This is a genomic window from Brachybacterium avium, assembly GCF_002216795.1.
In the GTDB taxonomy this organism is placed as follows: domain Bacteria; phylum Actinomycetota; class Actinomycetes; order Actinomycetales; family Dermabacteraceae; genus Brachybacterium; species Brachybacterium avium.
In genome coordinates, this window is sequence record NZ_CP022316.1 from 1,238,807 (window position 1) to 1,255,153 (window position 16,347).

Genomic DNA, 16,347 nt, shown 5'->3' on the forward strand with positions numbered 1-16,347 from the left:
CGGTCAGCCGCGGACGCTCTGCGCGACCTCGACGACCGTGGGCACGAAGTGCTCCAGCGCCCAGGGCAGGCTGAGGGCGTTGGCCGCCGAGATCGACAGGGTGAGGTGGTCGTCGTCGGTGAGCACGACGCCGCCGTCGGCGACCGCCGGGATCTGGGCGAACAGCTCGTTGTCCTGGAAGTCCTCGACGGTGGTGCCGGGCGCGGCCCAGGAGTAGATGAGGTCCGAGACCAGTTCGTCGGCCCGCTCGGCGGACCATTCGAGGTAGAAGGTCTCGGAGTCGGCGGTGTTCTCGGTGACCACCTCGGCCTGCGTCATCCCCAGGGCGGTGAAGAACCGCGGGCGGGTGTCGTCGCCGAGGTACAGGGCGATGGAGTTGTCGGTCAGGCCGAGGGAGCCGGCGATGAAGGTGGCCCCGGCGACGGCGGGGTTCTCCTCCCCGACCGCGGCGAGGTCGCCGCTGATCTGCTCGGTCAGCGTCGCCGCCTGTTCGGAGAGGCCGGTCGCGGTGCCGAGCGCGGCCAGCACGTCCTCCCAGGAGGCGGTGTAGTTCGGGGCCAGCGGGCCGATCGTGGGGGCGATCTTGCTCAGCTGGGCGTACTCCTCCTCGGTGATCCCGGAGTAGGCGGCGACGATGAGGTCCGGCACCACCGCTGCGATCTCGTCGAGGTTGATGCCGTCGGACTCGTCGTACGTCGCGGGCGCGTTCTCGGTGCCCCAGCCGGCGCCGAGCTCCTCGAGCGCGGCATCGATCCAGTCGGTGGAGCCGTTGTCGTTGCCGCCCCAGGTCACGACGGGCATACCGGCCGGGACCAGGCCGAGGGCGAGCAGGGTGTCTGCATTGACCCAGGAGACGGTCGCGATCCTCGTCGGCTTCGCCTCGAGCACCGTCTCGCCGTAGAGGTGCGGGATGGTCGCGCTGAACGCCTCATCGGCGCCGTCGCCGCGGGCGGCATCGGCCCCGCCGCCGGAGCAGGAGGCGAGGGCGGGGACGGCGAGCAGGGACAGCGCGACGAGCGCACGACGGGAGAGCGTCACTACGATTCCTCCGGAGGTCGGGGCCGCCGACGATAGGCGGTTAGGTGAGCCTGACCTTATTCCGAAACATCGATGGTGCGCAATTGGCGATCGTGACAGATTCCCGGATCCGGACTCCCTCAGGCACGAGAGCACCCCTGGGCGCCGGCATGAAGCGTTCCGGATCACATTGCAGACGCCGCCGGTGGCACGCCGACGGCCTGCGCCGCGGCCACCCAGCGGCGTGGCGCCACCGCCGGACCCGCCCGCCGACCGACAGGTCAGTCGTCGGCGACGGCGACGTCCCCGGAGGGCCCGTCGGCCGGCTCCTGCCCGGAGCCCTCCTCGCGGGCATCGAGCCCGCTCACCCCGGCCTCGCGGTACAGCGCGATGAACTCGCGGGCCGTGTCCGGGCCGATCATCAGGCGCAGGACGGGCGAGACCTCGAAGTCGTCACCCTGCTCGTCGAGCAGCCCGGCGCGCTGCACCTTCGCGATCGAGGCCCGCACCTCCTTGGCGAAACCGGCCTCGTCCGTGGAGGTGGTGCGGCGGTAGGCGGCCAGCGCCTGCTGCAGCTCCGCCTCGGAGACCACGGTGCGCTGACCGCGTGAGGACTGGGTGAGCAGCATCTGCCTCAGGACCAGCATCAACACCGAGTCCAGGCGGTTCATGCCGGTCAACCGGCGCAGCAGCTTGGGGGCGTCGGGGTCCTCCTCGCTCTGCCGCACGAAGGCGACCTGGGCATCGTCATCGACGATCAGCTCGAGGAAGAGATCCGCCAGGCGGGCCTCGATCGCCGAACGGTCCCGCAGCAGCTGGGCGTACCGGGCGCCGTCACGACGCCCATCGAGGAAGGGACCCTGCAGCAGATGGACCAGCACCCGGCGAGAGTCATCCACCAGAGCCGCGCCCGGAGTGGACGGGGCCTCCCCCTCGGCAGGGGCGGCATCGGCATCGGTGCGGGGCGCAGAAGTGCTCACGAGCGCCTACCTTACCGGCGCAGGCACGAATCCGAGGCGACCGATTCCCGGGCCCGTGCGCCGAAATGCCACCATGGAGGCCGCGGATCTGGTGGAATCAGCGGAACACGCAGGAAGACCTCCGTGCGCATCGCACGGAGGAATCGACCGCAAGGAGCCGACCATGGAACTGTCCACACCCGTCATCATCGGGATCGTCGTTGTGGTGCTCATCATCCTGATCGTCCTGATCGCTCTCGGGGTGATGTCCTCCAAGCGCAGGAAGGCCCGACAGCAGGAGGCCGACCGACAGCGGGCCGCGCAGCTGCGCGACGAGGCGAAATCGCACGAGACGGCCGTCCAGGAGCGCGACCTCGAGGTGCGCGAGACCGAGCTGGAGGCCGACCGCGCCCGACTGGAGGCCGAGCAGAGGTCGAAGCAGGCCGAGCAGGAGCAGATCGCGGCCGAGCGCCGCCGGGCCGAGGCGGAGAAGCAGCGCGTCGCGGCCGAGCAGCAGCGTGCCGAGGTCGAGCACGAGCGCGGGAGCGTGCAGGAGCGTCTCGCCGAGGCCGATCGCCTCGACCCCGACACCCCGACGACGCTCCCCACCGGGAGGAGCACGGCGCACCCCTCACCGCCGACTCCCGGCGGGAGCACGGCCACGATGAGCGCGGCGCGGCGCACAGCAGCGTCCAGGACGACCGCGGCCGCACCGCTGACGACGACGCTCTCGCCGACGACACCGCGGCCCGGCCCGCTGGGCACGGCCGCCGTGCAGCGCGCCCGGCGGATGAGGAGCCGCCGGCCGACGGCTCCGAGGTGCGCACACCGGGCGATCACACCCCGGGCGATCGCACACCGGGCGATCACACCCCGGGCGATCGCACCCCGGATGATCACGCCCCGGGTGCTGCCGACGCCGAGGACGCCCACCTCGGCACCGCGCCCCGGGCAGGCACCGCGGCGGGGATCGGCGCGGGCGAGCACCACGGCGGATACCTGGACTCCACCGGGACGGTCGACGGCGCCCCGCAGCAGACCCCTCCTGCGGATCAGCAGTTCGGTCCCCCGAGCGAGCCGGGCGGCCGCCAGACCCCTCCCGCTGATCAGCAGTTCGGTCGGCCGATGCGGCACGACGCGCCGCACAGCGAGCAGGACGGCGAACTGCCTCCGCAGGAGCCGGAGCTCGACGACCCGCAGGACGGCTCGCACCGCGGTTGAGCCGACGAGAGCGGAGCTGAACGGCGGGGGCTGTACGCCCCGCACCGACGGCGGCCCGGGGACCTGGTCCCTGGGCCGCCGTCGGTGCGTCGGCCTCCCCGCGCCCGTGCCAGACTGATGACCATGCCCACCGGCCCCTCCCGCACCCGCATGGACGACCTCACCGTCGAACGGGTGCTGCGCGTGGTCGAGGCGATCCCGCCCGGGCAGGTCGCCGCCTACGGCGAGATCGGCGCGATCGTCGACGTCGGCCCCCGCCTGGTGGGCCGCATCCTGCGCACCTGGGGATCCGGGGTGCCGTGGTGGCGGGTCACCAACGCCTCCGGTGACCACCCGCTGCTCGCCCGCGCGCTGCCCCACTGGGAGGCGGAGGGGATCGAGGTGGCCCCGCACGGCCGAGGCTGCCGGATGGCCCGCTTCGGCACGGACCTCGCGCAGCTGCGGGTACGCGCCCGGCCCGCCCTCGCGGAGCTCGCCGGAGCCTGAACGTCGCGCCGCCGCGGCCCGGTCATTCGACCGGGACGTCCTCCAGGAAGTAGTAGGCCGGCACCTTGGCCGCGTAGTCGTTGCCGTCGAGCTCGCGCCAGGTGACGATCTCGGTGGATCCCTCGCGCTCCCGCGCATGGCTGGTGGCCAGGAACATCAGGCCGATGATGCTGGCGAGTCCCTGCCCGGCGGGCCGCTCACGCAGCACATCCCCGAGAGAGGCCTGGCCGCTGCGGCCCCGCACCTCGTTGATGTCCGCCGTCAGGCCGACCACATCGATGTCATTGGTCCGCACCAGATCCGCCAGCACCTCGACGCTGAGCGCGGTGGCGTCATGCACCTCGGCCTCGGCCGGGGCACCGGGATCGGTGGGGTCCTTCAGCCGGTGCTGGGACACGGAGCTCAGCAGCACCCGGGAGAGGTCCAGCTCGAGCGGGAAGGGCGTGCGGGTCGGCACCTCGTCCTTCTGCGCGAGCGCGAGCCCCTGGGCCTCCTGCAGCGTCTCCAGCAGCACTCGATGCTGACGGAAGTCCTGGGAGCGCACGAAGCGGGCCAGCGACCGGTACAGCTCCGTCTTGACGTCGAGCACCTCCTGCGCGGGCTCGTAGAGGTCGCTGAACACATTGGCGAGCCGTTCGCGCTCGTCGCGTCCGAGCGAGCGGGAGAAGTCCCGCTCCAGCAGCCGGTCCACCAGCTCCTGGGTGGTCCGGGTCCGGACGGGATCGTTGAGCATCCGGAAGAACGCGGTGAAGGTCCGGCCCACGCTGGACTGGCCCAGCAGGTCATCGCCCGCCAGCAGCTGCTCGAGGATCTCCCCGCGCGAACCTTCCGGCGAGAGGATCTGCTCGCGCAGATGCAGGTCCACGGCACGCAGATCCTCCCGGTACTGGAGGAAGTCACCGGAGAGCTCGGTCGCGATCTGCAGGATGTCCCGCAGCTTGTCGGTGGAGGCCTCGGGGCTGGGCAGCATCAGCTCACCCTCGGCGAGGTCCCGGATCTCCGCCTCGATCCGCTCCCGCCGGCGCTGCAGATCTGCCAGGCGCACGTCCCGGTCGGTCTCGGTCTCCTGGGCGAGGCGCTCGAACTGCTGGACCACCAGCTGCAGCCGCGACTGGGTGGTGGTGGGCCGATGCTCCTCGAGCGACGCGATGAACTGGATCGCGTCGATCGTGGCCGGGGACGGCTCGAAGGTGGTCTCGGTGCGCTGGGGGTCATCGCGACGGGTCAGATAGCCCTCGCGCACCCAGCCGTCGACGTACTCCGCGGCGGTGCGGCCACCGCTGCTCTCCTCGAGCGGTTCGAGTTCCTCCGATGCGCCCCCGTCGTCGCCGTCGGTGCGCTCGTCGTAATCGTCGTGCAGCAGCGGCAGGTGAGCACCGACCCGGGCGATCAGCTCGCTGCGCGGCAGCCGACGGTCGCCGGCCGGGAACGTCGCCTGCAGGATGGCGAGCACCGCCGGCGCCTTCGTCGCGGCCAGGAGGCGCCAGGTGCTGGCCCGGCGCAGCTGCTCGTAGGTCTCCTTGCGCGCGGACACGGCATCGCTGCGGCGGTCGGTCCACCGGTTCGGCTCGGTCGTGGTCACGAGGGGAGAGTCTAGCGTCCCGCCCCGCGGCGGTGACGGCCGCCCACGATCCCCGGATGTCGCCGATTTCGTTGCCAAGCTGTGTCCGGTTTGTCGCGCGATCTGCTTTCCGCCTGGGGTACGTTCACGATGTAGCGAAACTCTGCACGCCGGCGGCGGTGCACGACTTCCGCCACGTCATCGTCATCTTCGAAGGAGACCCCCATGCAGCGCAGGAACTTCCTTGTCCTCTCCGGTGCCGGCCTGGCCGCGGCGAGCCTCGCCGCCTGCGGTGGCTCCGGAGGCTCCGGCGGCGGCGAGAGCAGCTCCGAGGTCGAGGTCTTCACCTGGTGGGCCCAGGGCTCCGAGAAGGCCGGGCTGGACGCGCTGGTGGCCCAGTTCGAGAAGGACTACCCGGATCTCACCTTCGTCAACGCCTCGGTCGCCGGCGGTGCCGGCAGCGCGGCCAAGGACATGCTGCAGTCCCGCCTCCAGGCCGGCGATCCGCCGGACACCTTCCAGGCGCACGCCGGGCTCGAGCTCGCCGACTACATCGACGCCGGCCAGCTCGAGGACGTCTCCGACCTCTACGAGGAGTACGGGCTCACCGACGCCTTCCCGGACGACCTGGTCACGCTGCTGACACTGGACGATCAGATCTACTCCGTCCCCTCGAACATCCACCGCTCGAACGTGGTGTGGACCAACGTGGCGGTGCTCGAGGCCGCCGGCATCGATCCCTCCGTCGTCCCCGCCGACGTCGAGGCCTTCATCGCCGACGTCGAGAAGGCCGCGGCCTCCGGTGTCACGGGCCTGTCGATCGGCACCACCTGGACGCAGGTCAACCTGCTCGAGGCAGTGCTGATGGCAGATCTGGGCAGCGAGTCCTACAACGGGCTGTGGACCGGGGAGACCGACTGGAGCGGCGGCGACGTCACCACGGCGCTCGAGCACTTCGGCGCGCTGATCGAGCTGACCAACACCGACCGCGACGGCCTGGACTGGACCGACGCGACCCAGATGCAGATCGACGGCGAGGCCGCCTACAGCATCATGGGCGACTGGGCGGTGGCCTCCTTCCAGCAGGCGGACCTGAAGGACGGCGAGGACTTCGGCTACTTCCCGCTCAGCGGCGGCGAGGCGATCTTCGGCTTCCTGGCCGACTCCTTCACCCTGCCCGTCGGCGCCCCGAACCCGGACGGCGCGAAGGCCTGGCTGGACACCATCAGCTCCCAGGAGGGACAGGTCGGCTTCTCGCTCGCCAAGGGCTCGATCCCCGCGCGCACCGATGTGGACACCGAGGAGTTCCCCGCCTACCAGCAGACGGCGATCGAGTCGTATGCGCAGGATGCGATCTGCCCGTCGCTCGCCCACGGCGCCGCGACTCCGGTCGCCTGGCTGAACGATGTCTCGGACGCGACCAGCAAGTTCACCACCGGTGCGAGCGATGTGGCCGGATTCCAGGAGGAGCTCGCCACGATCGCCGAGTCGAACGCCTCGGCCTGAGCCGCGCAAGACAGCGGGCTCGGCTCCGGGGCACCAGCCCCGGGGCCGAGCCCGCCCTGAACCCCGGCGCGGCCGGGAGCGAGGACCCTCTATGAAGAAGCTGGTCGGACACTACGGTGCTCCGCTGCTGATGATCCTGCCGTCGATCCTGCTGATCGGCATCTTCGTCTACGGCCTGCTGGGTGTGAACTTCTGGACGTCGATGACGGACAACCACTCCGCCGCGCAGGCCTCCGGCCGGAAGCCCGTCGCCTTCGTGGGGCTGACGAACTACATCGAGCTGCTGCTGACCGAGGACTTCCGCCACTCGCTGGCGAACCTGGTGCTGTTCACCGTCACCTTCCTGGTGGGGGCGATGGCGATGGGCTTCCTCTGGGCGTGGCTGCTGGAGCGTCCGCTGCGCGGCGGGCGCCTGTTCCAGACCATCTATCTGTTCCCGATGGCCGTCAGCTTCGTCGCCTCCGGTGTGGTGTGGCGCTGGCTGCTGAACTCCAACCAGGGCGAGAACGCGAGCGGCCTGAACCGGCTGTTCCAGATGGTCGGTCTGGACTTCCTGCAGAACCCGTGGTGGAACAACATCACCTTCGGCATCGTGGCGATCGCGCTGCCGGCGATCTGGCAGCTGTCCGGCTACGTGATGGCGCTGTTCCTGGCCGGTTTCCGCGGAGTCCCCGACGAGCTGCGTGAAGCGGCCCGCATGGACGGCGCGAGCGAGTGGCAGGTCTATCGCATGGTGATCTTCCCGCAGCTGACCCCGGTGCTGATGAGCGCGATCGTGATCATCGCCCACATGTCGCTGAAGTCCTTCGACCTGATCATGTCGATCTCCTCGGCCGCCGCCTACCAGACGAAGGTGCCCGCGGTGGACATGTTCCTGTTCAAGTCGGGCTTCGACTACGCGAACTCCGCCGCGGTCGGCGCATTCCTGCTGATCATCATCGCCTTCCTGATCGTCCCCTATCTCGTCCAGCAGCATCGGAGCCGTACCCGATGAGCACTTCCGTCACCGCCCCGGCCCCGGCGCCAGCCCCGGCCGAGCAGCCGCGCCCCCGCGGGGGCGTCCCCTGGGCGCACCTGCTGCGCCTCCTCGCCATCGTCCTCGGCGTGGTCGTGGTCCTGATCCCCGTGTACGTCCTGCTGATCACCAGCTTCAAGGGCCCCGGGGACGCGAGCTCCGCGCGCGCCTGGGCCCTCCCCCAGGACTGGACGTTCTCGAACTGGGCCGTCGCCTGGGAAGCGCTGGCCCCGTCGATCGGGCGCAGCATGCAGATCGTGGTCCCCTCGACGATCGTCTCCGCGATGCTCGGCTGCATGAACGGCTTCGTCCTCTCGCGCTGGCGCTTCCCCGGCGCGGACATCGTCTTCACCCTGATCCTGTTCGGGATGTTCCTGCCCTACCAGGCCGTGATGATCCCGCTGATGCAGATGCTGCTGGCGGTGGGCGTGCCCAACGGCGTCGCCTCGCTGATCCTGCTGCACGTGGTGTTCGGCATCCCGATCACCACCCTGATCTTCCGCAACTACTTCGAGTCCGTGCCGCATGAGCTGATCGAGTCCTCGACGATGGACGGCGCCGGCATGCTGCGCACCTTCTGGCACATCGCGCTGCCACTGGCCATCCCGGGCTTCGTGGTGGTGCTGATCTGGCAGTTCACCAATGCCTGGAACGACTTCCTGTTCGCGGTGTTCTTCTCCTCCCCCGCCAACGGACCGGTGACCCTGGCGCTGAACAACCTCGCCAACGGCGCGCTGCTGGCCAACTACGGGGTCTCGATGGCAGGCGCGGTGCTGGCCTCCCTGCCCACGCTGCTGGTGTACATCCTGCTGAGCAAGTACTTCCTGGCGGGGCTGATGCAGGGCTCCGTCAAGGGCTGACGCCGAGCGAGCGGAGCTCAGTCGACGGGCGCGGAGGCCCGGAGTCCCTCACGCTCCGGCCAGACTGCCCCACCGAAGAACTGCCGTATATGACGGTTGAACGCCCTGGAGGGATTCAACCGTCATATACGGCAGTTCTCTTGTGGCGCTGCCGGTGTCGCGGCACCGGGCGTCCGCTGCCGGGTACACTCGTTCGTGAACGTTCACGTACTCGGTCCCCGACCGATCTCGAGCCCAGGAGACGCCTCACCGATGAGCACCCCGCTGCCCCCTGCCGATCACTCCGACCGCTGGTGGGAGGAGCTCCCCGCTGGCCGGAACCGCCTACGCGGTCGCGCCCATCTGCACTCGGATGCACCGGAGCTGAACCTCGACGGGGACTGGGGGTTCCGCTACGGCACCCGCGCCGATGGCACCGACCTCGGCGAGCCCGCGACCATCGCGGTGCCCGGGATGTGGCAGCTGCAGGGCTATGGCGCCCCGCAGTACACCAACGTCATCTATCCGATCCCGCGCGAGATCCCGCATGTGCCGGACGAGAACCCCACCGGCCACTACTCGCGCACCGTGACCGTCCCCGCCGAGTGGGCCGAGCAGCTCGCCGCCGGGGCGCGGGTGCTGCTGCGCTTCCAGGGCGTGGACTCGGCGGCGAAGGTGTGGATCGACGGGGTCGAGATCGGCGTGACCGCCGGTTCCCGCCTCACCCAGGAGTTCGACGTCACCGAGGCGCTCTCCTCCCCCGGCGAGCATCTCCTCGACGTCCGCGTGGTGCAGTGGTCGGTGAACACCTACGTCGAGGATCAGGACATGTGGTGGGCCTCGGGCATCTTCCGCAGCGTGGACCTGCTGCTGCGCCCGACCGGCGGGATCCATGACCTGGTCACGGTCGCGGACTTCGATCCGGAGACCGGTCACGGCACGCTCAGCGCGACCGTCTTCGACGCGGACGGCGCCGAGGTCGTGGCGCGGGTCGAGATCCCCTCGCTCGGCCACTCCGCCGCGACCGGCGTGGACCCCCTCGCCCTGGGCGAGGTGCGTCCGTGGTCCGCGGAGGATCCGCACCTGTACGACGCCGTCGTGCGCACCGAGGCCGAGACCGTCTCGCTGCGGGTGGGCTTCCGCCGCGTCGAGGTGGACGGGGACATCTTCCGCGTCAACGGCGAGCGCATCGTGTTCCGCGGCGTGAACCGCCACGAGGCGGATCCGGTCCTCGGGCGCACCCAGCACGAAGGCAACCAGGACCTCGACGTGGCGCTGATGAAGCAGCACAACCTCAACGCCGTGCGCACCTCCCACTACCCGCCCCATCAGCGCTTCCTCGAGGTGTGCGATGAGGCCGGGCTGTACGTGATCTGCGAGGGCGACTTCGAGACCCACGGCTTCCACGCCGACTCGACCTGGGGCGAGGACGGCACCGGCGCGGCCGAGGGGCCGGCGCAGAACCCGCTGTTCGAACAGTCGCTGGTGGAGCGCTCCGAGCGCTTCGTGCGCCGCGACCGCAACCATGCCTCGATCATCATGTGGTCGATCGGCAACGAGGCCGCCTCCGGCCCGGTCACCGAGGCGATGGTGGCCGCGGTGCGTGAGACCGACTCGACCCGGCCGGTGATCTACGAGCAGGACTATGCCGCGGAGTACGTGGACGTGTTCTCGCTGATGTACTCCACGATCGAGGAGTCCACGCAGATCGGGCAGCGGGAGCTGGGCCAGGAGTACCAGGACAAGCTCACCCGCATGCTGGCCAGCTTCGCACTGGACGTGCCCGAGGGGCATTTCGCGAATCCGCCGTCGATGTCCAAGCCGTTCCTGTGGATCGAGTACGCCCACGCGATGGGCAACGGCGCCGGCTCGCTGAAGGAGTACATGGCGCTGACCGAGCAGTACCCGGCGCTGCACGGCGGCTTCATCTGGGAGTGGATCGACCACGGCCTGGAGACCACCGACGCCGAGGGCAACCGCATCTACGGCTACGGCGGCGACTTCGGCGAACGCCTGCACGACGGCAACTTCGTGGCCGACGGCCTGGTGCTGCCCGACCGCACCCCGTCCCCGGCCCTGCTCGATGCCAAGCACCACTACTCCCCCGTCGGCCTCGAGGTCGCCCCGGGCAGTGCGCGGCTCACGAACCGCTACGCCTTCAGCGACCTCGGCCACCTGCGCGCCGAGGTGTCGCTGGATGCCCAGGACAGCTGGCAGGAGCTCGAGCTGCCGCAGGTCGCCCCCGGCGAGAGCGTCGAGGTGGCGCTGCCGGTGCACGACGGCGCGACCACCACGGTCCGCCTGACCACCCGCGCGGCGCAGGGCCCGGTCCCGGCCGGTCACCTGATCGTGACCGCCGACCACGTGGACGCCGAGCGGCTGCGCGCCGCCGTCGCCCCGTCGGCCGCCGATCGTCTCGCCCCGACCCGCGACGCGGACGGTTCCTGGAGCCTGGGCCCTGCCCGCTTCGACGACCTGGGCCGCCTGGTGGGCCTGGGCGCGCTGGAGATCGAGCAGGCCGGCGTGGATCTGTACCGCGCCCCGGTGGACAACGAGCGCGCCCGCACCCGCGCCCCGCTCGAGGCGCGGTGGAAGCGGATCGGGCTGGACCACTCCCGCCGCCGCCTGGTCGAGATCACCGCCGACCCTGCCGACGGGGACGTCCTCGTCGTCCGCAGCCGGATCGGCCTGGACGGCTCGGCGCTGGGCGCCGACGTCACCGAGCACTGGAGCGCGGACGCGGACGGCGTGGACGTGGAGGTGACGGTGACCCCCTCGGCGTTCTGGCCCACCGACCTGCCGCTGCCGCGGATCGGCTGGACCTTCGCGCTCCCCTCGGCCCCGGACCAGGTGGAGTACGAGGGCTTCGGCCCGCATGAGTCCTACCCGGACACCGGCGGCGGCACCACCTTCGGCCGCTGGGCCTCCTCCCTCGCAAAGTTCCAGGTGCCGTACGTGTTCCCGCAGGAGAACGGCAACCGCGCCGGAACGGTGCGCGCCGCACTGACCGGCGGGAACGGGCCCTCCCTCGCGGTGCGGGCACCGGAGGGGCTGGGGCTCGCGGTGCGCCCTTGGTCCACGGCGGAGCTCGACGCCCGGGCGCACGACGGGGCGCTGCGCCCCGACAGCCGCACCTGGGTGACCCTCTCCTCCGCGCTGCACGGCGTGGGTTCGGCGGCCTGCGGTCCGGAACCGCTGCCGCAGTACGTGCTCTCCGCCCGGGAGGAGACCTTCCGCTTCCGCCTGGCCCCTGCGATGGGCTGAGACCGCGATCCCCCTTTCACCCCTCGGCGCACGGCGACGCTCGATACCCTGGAGCGGGCGTCGCCGTGACGTCACGACACTGCGGGACAGGGAATGAGCATGGCTGAGGGGTACGGACCGGACCACGGGCAGCAGGGGCAGCGGGGACACGATCCGCGCGAGGCCGTGCCCGCCTCCAGCGCTGACCCGCCCGCTCCGGTCGGCCTGATCAGATGGATGTTCATCGTCGGCATCGCCGTGGTCGCCGTCCGCGCGCTCCTCGTGCTCAGCACCATCGTCCTGCCGGTCTTCTTCGGACTCGCCTCGACCGCGACCGACCCCGATGACGCCATGATCTCGATCGGCATCGGATCGGCCATCACGGTCGTCCTGTCCGTCGCGCTCCTCACCCTGGCGATCATCGTCGCGGTGAAGGCGCAAGGACGCGGTCGAACCGGTGCGATCATCGTCGGCGGAGCAGTGGTGCTCTCCTTCGTCGTCTTCCTCGTCGTCTTCTTCATCGGCCGGTTCCTCTTCATCACCGCCCCGGGTGCCACCGGGGGCGACGTCGATCGGATCTTCACGATCGCGATCATCGACCAGGTCGTGCAGGCGGTGCACTGGCTGGTGTTCTCGGCGGCGGTGCTCATCGGCGCCGTGAGGTCCCGCCGCTGGGCGACGCCCGATAGGCTGGAGCAGGCGTCGCCGTGACGCCATGCCATGGCAGCACCGAGGGAGAAGCATGACTCAGGGGTACGGACCGGACCACGGACAGCAGGGGCAGTGGGGGCCGGGCGGGCAGAACCCGCCGCCCCCGGCACCGCAGTGGGGGCAGCCCGAGCAGCCGGCCCCGGCCCCGCAGCCGCAGTGGGGACAGCCCTCCCCGTCGCAGTGGGGCCAGGCCTCCCCCGCTGCCGGCCCGGCCGGGTACCCGGGTGCCGCCGGTCAGTACGGCATGGGCACCGGCCCGCAGCTCGGCGCGGGTGACGGGGTCAACTGGAAGCGGGTGAAGCTCATCGGCCTCATCCTGCTGATCAGCGCCGCCGTGCTGCTCCTGCTCCGCCTCGGCATCAACCTCTCCACGTTCATCGGCGCGGATGACCTGGCCGCGTCCGACGCCGGCGGGGAGATCGGCGCCGCCGGGGTCGGGTCGAGCCTGGCGAACCTCGTGCTGTACGGCCTGAACTTCCTGGTGAACCTCATCGTGCTCGGGCTCGGGATCGCCGCTGCGGTGATGGGTCGCGGCCGGGCGCGGGTGGGCGGGATCATCGCCGCCGTCGCCATCCCCCTCTCCGCCGTCCTCTTCTGGGTCTTCGTCTTCCTCGCCGGGATCATCATGGGGATCGCCGGTGTGATCGATGACCAGTCCACGACCGCCATCTACTACGTCACGGCCGGCGCCGGTGTCGTGCACGCCCTCGTCATCGTCGCGATCATCGCGGTGGGCTCGTTCTTCGTCTTCAGCACCGCTTCGAAGAAGCTCTCCGTCTGAGACCGGTCCTCCCCGCGGCTCACGCCCCCAGCAGCAGGGTCTGCCCGTCCACGGTGACCAGTGCTCTGCCGCCGCCGACGGCGCGGACGGCGTCGATCTCCTCGGCGACGCGGGCCTCGAACGTGACCTCGCCCGTCGCGGCGTCGATCACCCGCAGCCGCCGGGTGCTGCGCGGCTGCAGCGGCTGCTCCCGCCGGGCACCGTCCATCACCACGGCGGTGCCGGCCTCGAGGGTCCCGCGCACCTCTGTGCCAGAGGTGTCGAGCGGGAGCGTCCAGGTGTTCGCCCCGTCGGCGAGCTCGTAGGCGAGCAGCTGCCCGCTGGGGTTGGTCACGACCATCGCCGCGCCGTCGATGCCGATCCTCGTGGTGAACGCCGCCGCCTGCTCCATTCCCGCGCCGCCCGGCGCGGTCCAGTCCGCCCGCTGCTCGGAGGCGATGATCTCGCCCACCGCGGTGCTGTCCGTCTCGGTGCCGGTGGCGAGCACCCGCCCCTGGTCCAGCCGCACCGACCAGTCCCCCGCCGGTGACGGGGCGGACTCCCACAGCACCGCACCGTCGCGAAAGGCGGTGGCGGTGAGCGCACCGTCGTCTGCGGAGCAGACGGTGAGCACCAGCGGTGAGGCGTGCAGCGGGTCGGCGGCACCGACCGCCTCGTCGGTGGCCGCGATGCGGCACTCGTCCTCGGGGCCGGCGATGATCCGCCCGACGGGGAATCCGGTCGCCAGATCCAGCTGGACCCAGCCCTGGCCGGGATCGAAGCTCAGCGGGACCGTGGGCATCACCCCCGTCGTGCGCAGCGCGTCGAGCAGACCGGGAGGCTGCTCGGCGCGGGCGGGCACCTCGACGCCCGCCGGGTCCGTTCCGCGGGTCTCGGCGGAGGCGCTGACCACCCAGAGCGGTTCTTCGGGGGCGGTGAGGTCGAAGCCGGAGGCCCGGCAGAACCCCTCGGTGCAGCTTCGCAGCACGATCCGGTCCCCGGCGAGCGCGAGCGGGGTGCCTTCGAAGGTCTGGGAGGGGAACCGGCCCTCGGGGTCGGAGGCCGTGGGGTCCAGCAGGAGCACCTCGGTGGAGGCACCGGTGGCGCGCACCAGTCGCTGCCCGTCGGCGGAGAGGGCGAGCACGTCGTGGGTCGTGGCGTCGACGTGGTGGACACCGCTGCCGATCAGCACCTCGGCGGCGCCCTCGGCGCGGTGCACCAGCACGGGGCTGTCGGGCCCTGGCAGGGAGTGCACGGCGTCCCCCTCGGCGAGCGCCTCCAGGCCGGCTGCGGCCCGGTCCTCCAGCGGGTCGACCCGGGTGGCGAGCACGGCAGGGACGGTGAGGGCCAGCGCGGTCGCGAGCGCCGCACCGGCCGCCACCAGGATCCGCGGGCGCGGCGCCGGGCGGGCGCGGCGGCCCGACAGCACAGCGAACAGCGTCACCCCGACACCGAGCCCGGCGAGGATGCCGGCGGCCAGGCGCAGGGCGCCGAGCACGAAGTGGCTCCCGAGCAGCACGCAGATCCCGGCCAGGGCCAGCAGCACCACCGCGGCACCGAAGGCCGTGGTCCGGTCGAACCCGGCAGCGCGGGCGGTCATCCTCTCCCGGTTGCGGTGTGCGCTCACTGCGTCACTGCCGGCTCACCGCGGGGCGCCGTAGTACGCACCGGTGGTCTCCTCCCGCAGGGCGTCGAAGTCGCCGGTGCGCAGGGAGTCACGGATCCGGTCCACCAGGCGCACCACGAAGCGCTCGTTGTGGATGGTGCACAGGGTGGAGGAGAGCATCTCCTTGGCCCGGAACAGGTGATGGACGTAGGCGGCCGTGTAGTGGGTGCAGGTGTAGCAGTCGCAGTCCTCGTCGATCGGCGCGAACTGGCGGCGGTACTTCGCTCCGGTGAGGTTCACCCGGCCGGTGGCGGTGTACACCGCGCTGTTGCGGGCCACGCGGGAGGGGGAGACGCAGTCGAAGGTGTCGGCCCCGGCGGCGATCGCGACGAACAGGTCGTCGACCTCGCTGATGCCCAGCAGGTGGCGGGGCCGCTCCTGCGGCAGCTCGTCGGTGACCCAGCCGACGATCGTGCCCAGATTCTCCTTCTCCAGCGCTCCGCCGATGCCGAAGCCGTCGAAGGCCTGCCCGTCCACCTCCATCGTGCCGAGGTCGTGGGCGGCGCGGCGGCGCAGGTCCTCGTGCTGGGCCCCCTGGATCACGCCCCACAGCTGCTGGTAGGGGCGGTGGCTGCGCTCGGCGGTGAGGCGGGTGTGCTCGGCCAGGCAGCGCAGCGCCCACAGCCGGGTGCGCTCGAGCGCCTGCTCCTGATAGCCGCGGGAGTTCATCAGGGTGGTCAGCTCGTCGAAGGCGAACATGATGTCCGCTCCCAGCCCGTGCTGGATCTGCATCGAGATCTCGGGGGTGAAGCGGTGCACGTCGCCGTTGATGAAGGAGCGGAAGGTGACGCCGTCGTCGTCGACGTGGGCCAGCCGCTCCTTGCCCGCGGCGACGTCGTCGTCCTCGCCGGAGGAGGTGCGAGCCTTCTCACCGCCGGAGAACTCGCTGGAGAGCACCTTCTTGAAGCCGGCGCCCAGGCTCATCACCTGGAAGCCGCCGGAGTCGGTGTAGGTGGGCCCGGGCCAGTTCATGAAGGCGCCCAGCCCGCCGGCCTCGTCGACCAGGTCGTGACCGGGCTGGAGGTAGAGGTGGTAGGCGTTGGCCAGCAGCGCCTGCGCCCCGAGGTCGCTCATCGACTCCGGCAGCACGGCTTTGACCGTCGCCTTGGTGCCGACGGGGATGAAGGCGGGGGTGGCGATCTGTCCGTGCGGCGTGGTGATGACCCCGGCGCGCGCCTTCTCGCCATGCCGGGCGAGGACCTCGAAACCAGTCTCCGCCGCGTGCGCCGCGGAGGCTGCGGACGGGGCGGGGGCGGGGGTCTCGGCGCTCGGTGAGGTCACCGCGTCATGATCCCACGAAGGCCCTCGTTCCATGGAACCGACGGCCACAGGGTCGCTCGGCCTCTAGGATCGACCTCCTGCC

The 16,347-nt window shown here is 71.2% G+C and carries 14 protein-coding genes; 8 read left to right on the forward strand and 6 right to left on the reverse strand.

The window, feature by feature from the left end; translation table 11 throughout:
• Nucleotides 1–3: 3 nt before the first annotated feature.
• From CFK39_RS05690 to CFK39_RS05700, 3 genes are all read right to left on the reverse strand, one after another.
• Nucleotides 4–1,038, reverse strand: a complete 1,035-nt coding sequence (locus CFK39_RS05690) for an ABC transporter substrate-binding protein (RefSeq protein ID WP_089064648.1) — start codon at nt 1,036–1,038, stop codon at nt 4–6.
• A 260-nt stretch (nt 1,039–1,298) separates the two neighbouring features.
• Nucleotides 1,299–1,997 (reverse strand): DUF4194 domain-containing protein, encoded by a 699-nt coding sequence (locus CFK39_RS05695; protein ID WP_089064649.1) that lies wholly within the window; start codon nt 1,995–1,997, stop codon nt 1,299–1,301.
• A 97-nt stretch (nt 1,998–2,094) separates the two neighbouring features.
• Entirely contained in the window at nt 2,095–2,511 is a 417-nt protein-coding gene (locus CFK39_RS05700) for a hypothetical protein (RefSeq protein WP_157697079.1), read from the reverse strand.
• Between the two features lie 284 nt (nt 2,512–2,795).
• On the opposite strand from CFK39_RS05700, the gene CFK39_RS05705 reads away from it, so the two are divergent.
• Together CFK39_RS05705 and CFK39_RS05710 are read left to right on the forward strand one after the other, a co-directional pair.
• A complete protein-coding gene (locus CFK39_RS05705; protein ID WP_089064651.1) occupies nt 2,796–3,197 on the forward strand; it encodes a hypothetical protein in 402 nt (133 codons plus the stop codon).
• 123 nt (nt 3,198–3,320) lie between these two features.
• A complete protein-coding gene (locus tag CFK39_RS05710; protein WP_245822937.1) occupies nt 3,321–3,683 on the forward strand; it encodes an MGMT family protein in 363 nt (120 codons plus the stop codon).
• Nucleotides 3,684–3,705: 22 nt separating this feature from the next.
• Here the strand turns inward: CFK39_RS05710 and CFK39_RS05715 are convergent, their stop codons facing one another.
• On the reverse strand, nt 3,706–5,265 hold the full coding sequence (locus CFK39_RS05715) for a DUF3375 domain-containing protein (protein WP_089064653.1): 1,560 nt from the start codon (nt 5,263–5,265) through the stop codon (nt 3,706–3,708).
• Between the two features lie 204 nt (nt 5,266–5,469).
• On the opposite strand from CFK39_RS05715, the gene CFK39_RS05720 reads away from it, so the two are divergent.
• The 6 genes from CFK39_RS05720 (at nt 5,470) to CFK39_RS05745 (ending at nt 13,339) form a co-directional block, all read left to right on the forward strand.
• Nucleotides 5,470–6,750 carry an ABC transporter substrate-binding protein gene (locus CFK39_RS05720; protein ID WP_089064654.1) on the forward strand — a complete coding sequence of 427 codons (1,281 nt, stop codon included), beginning with the start codon at nt 5,470–5,472 and terminating at the stop codon, nt 6,748–6,750.
• Between the two features lie 91 nt (nt 6,751–6,841).
• Nucleotides 6,842–7,744, forward strand: coding sequence for a carbohydrate ABC transporter permease (locus CFK39_RS05725; RefSeq protein WP_089064655.1), 903 nt, complete (start codon nt 6,842–6,844; stop codon nt 7,742–7,744).
• Nucleotides 7,741–8,625, forward strand: a complete 885-nt coding sequence (locus CFK39_RS05730) for a carbohydrate ABC transporter permease (RefSeq protein ID WP_089064656.1) — start codon at nt 7,741–7,743, stop codon at nt 8,623–8,625. Before CFK39_RS05725 ends, CFK39_RS05730 begins: the two co-directional genes overlap by 4 nt.
• A 252-nt stretch (nt 8,626–8,877) precedes the next feature.
• A complete protein-coding gene (locus CFK39_RS05735) occupies nt 8,878–11,868 on the forward strand; it encodes a glycoside hydrolase family 2 TIM barrel-domain containing protein (protein WP_089064657.1) in 2,991 nt (996 codons plus the stop codon).
• 99 nt (nt 11,869–11,967) lie between these two features.
• Nucleotides 11,968–12,558, forward strand: coding sequence for a hypothetical protein (locus CFK39_RS05740; protein ID WP_089064658.1), 591 nt, complete (start codon nt 11,968–11,970; stop codon nt 12,556–12,558).
• Between the two features lie 31 nt (nt 12,559–12,589).
• Nucleotides 12,590–13,339, forward strand: coding sequence for a hypothetical protein (locus CFK39_RS05745; RefSeq protein ID WP_177348985.1), 750 nt, complete (start codon nt 12,590–12,592; stop codon nt 13,337–13,339).
• 19 nt (nt 13,340–13,358) lie between these two features.
• On the opposite strand, the gene CFK39_RS05750 is transcribed toward CFK39_RS05745, so the two are convergent.
• Nucleotides 13,359–14,918 carry a PQQ-binding-like beta-propeller repeat protein gene (locus CFK39_RS05750; protein WP_089064659.1) on the reverse strand — a complete coding sequence of 520 codons (1,560 nt, stop codon included), beginning with the start codon at nt 14,916–14,918 and terminating at the stop codon, nt 13,359–13,361.
• A gap of 42 nt (nt 14,919–14,960) precedes the next feature.
• Nucleotides 14,961–16,298, reverse strand: a complete 1,338-nt coding sequence (gene tgt, locus CFK39_RS05755; protein WP_420836213.1) for a tRNA guanosine(34) transglycosylase Tgt — start codon at nt 16,296–16,298, stop codon at nt 14,961–14,963.
• Nucleotides 16,299–16,347: the final 49 nt, after the last annotated feature.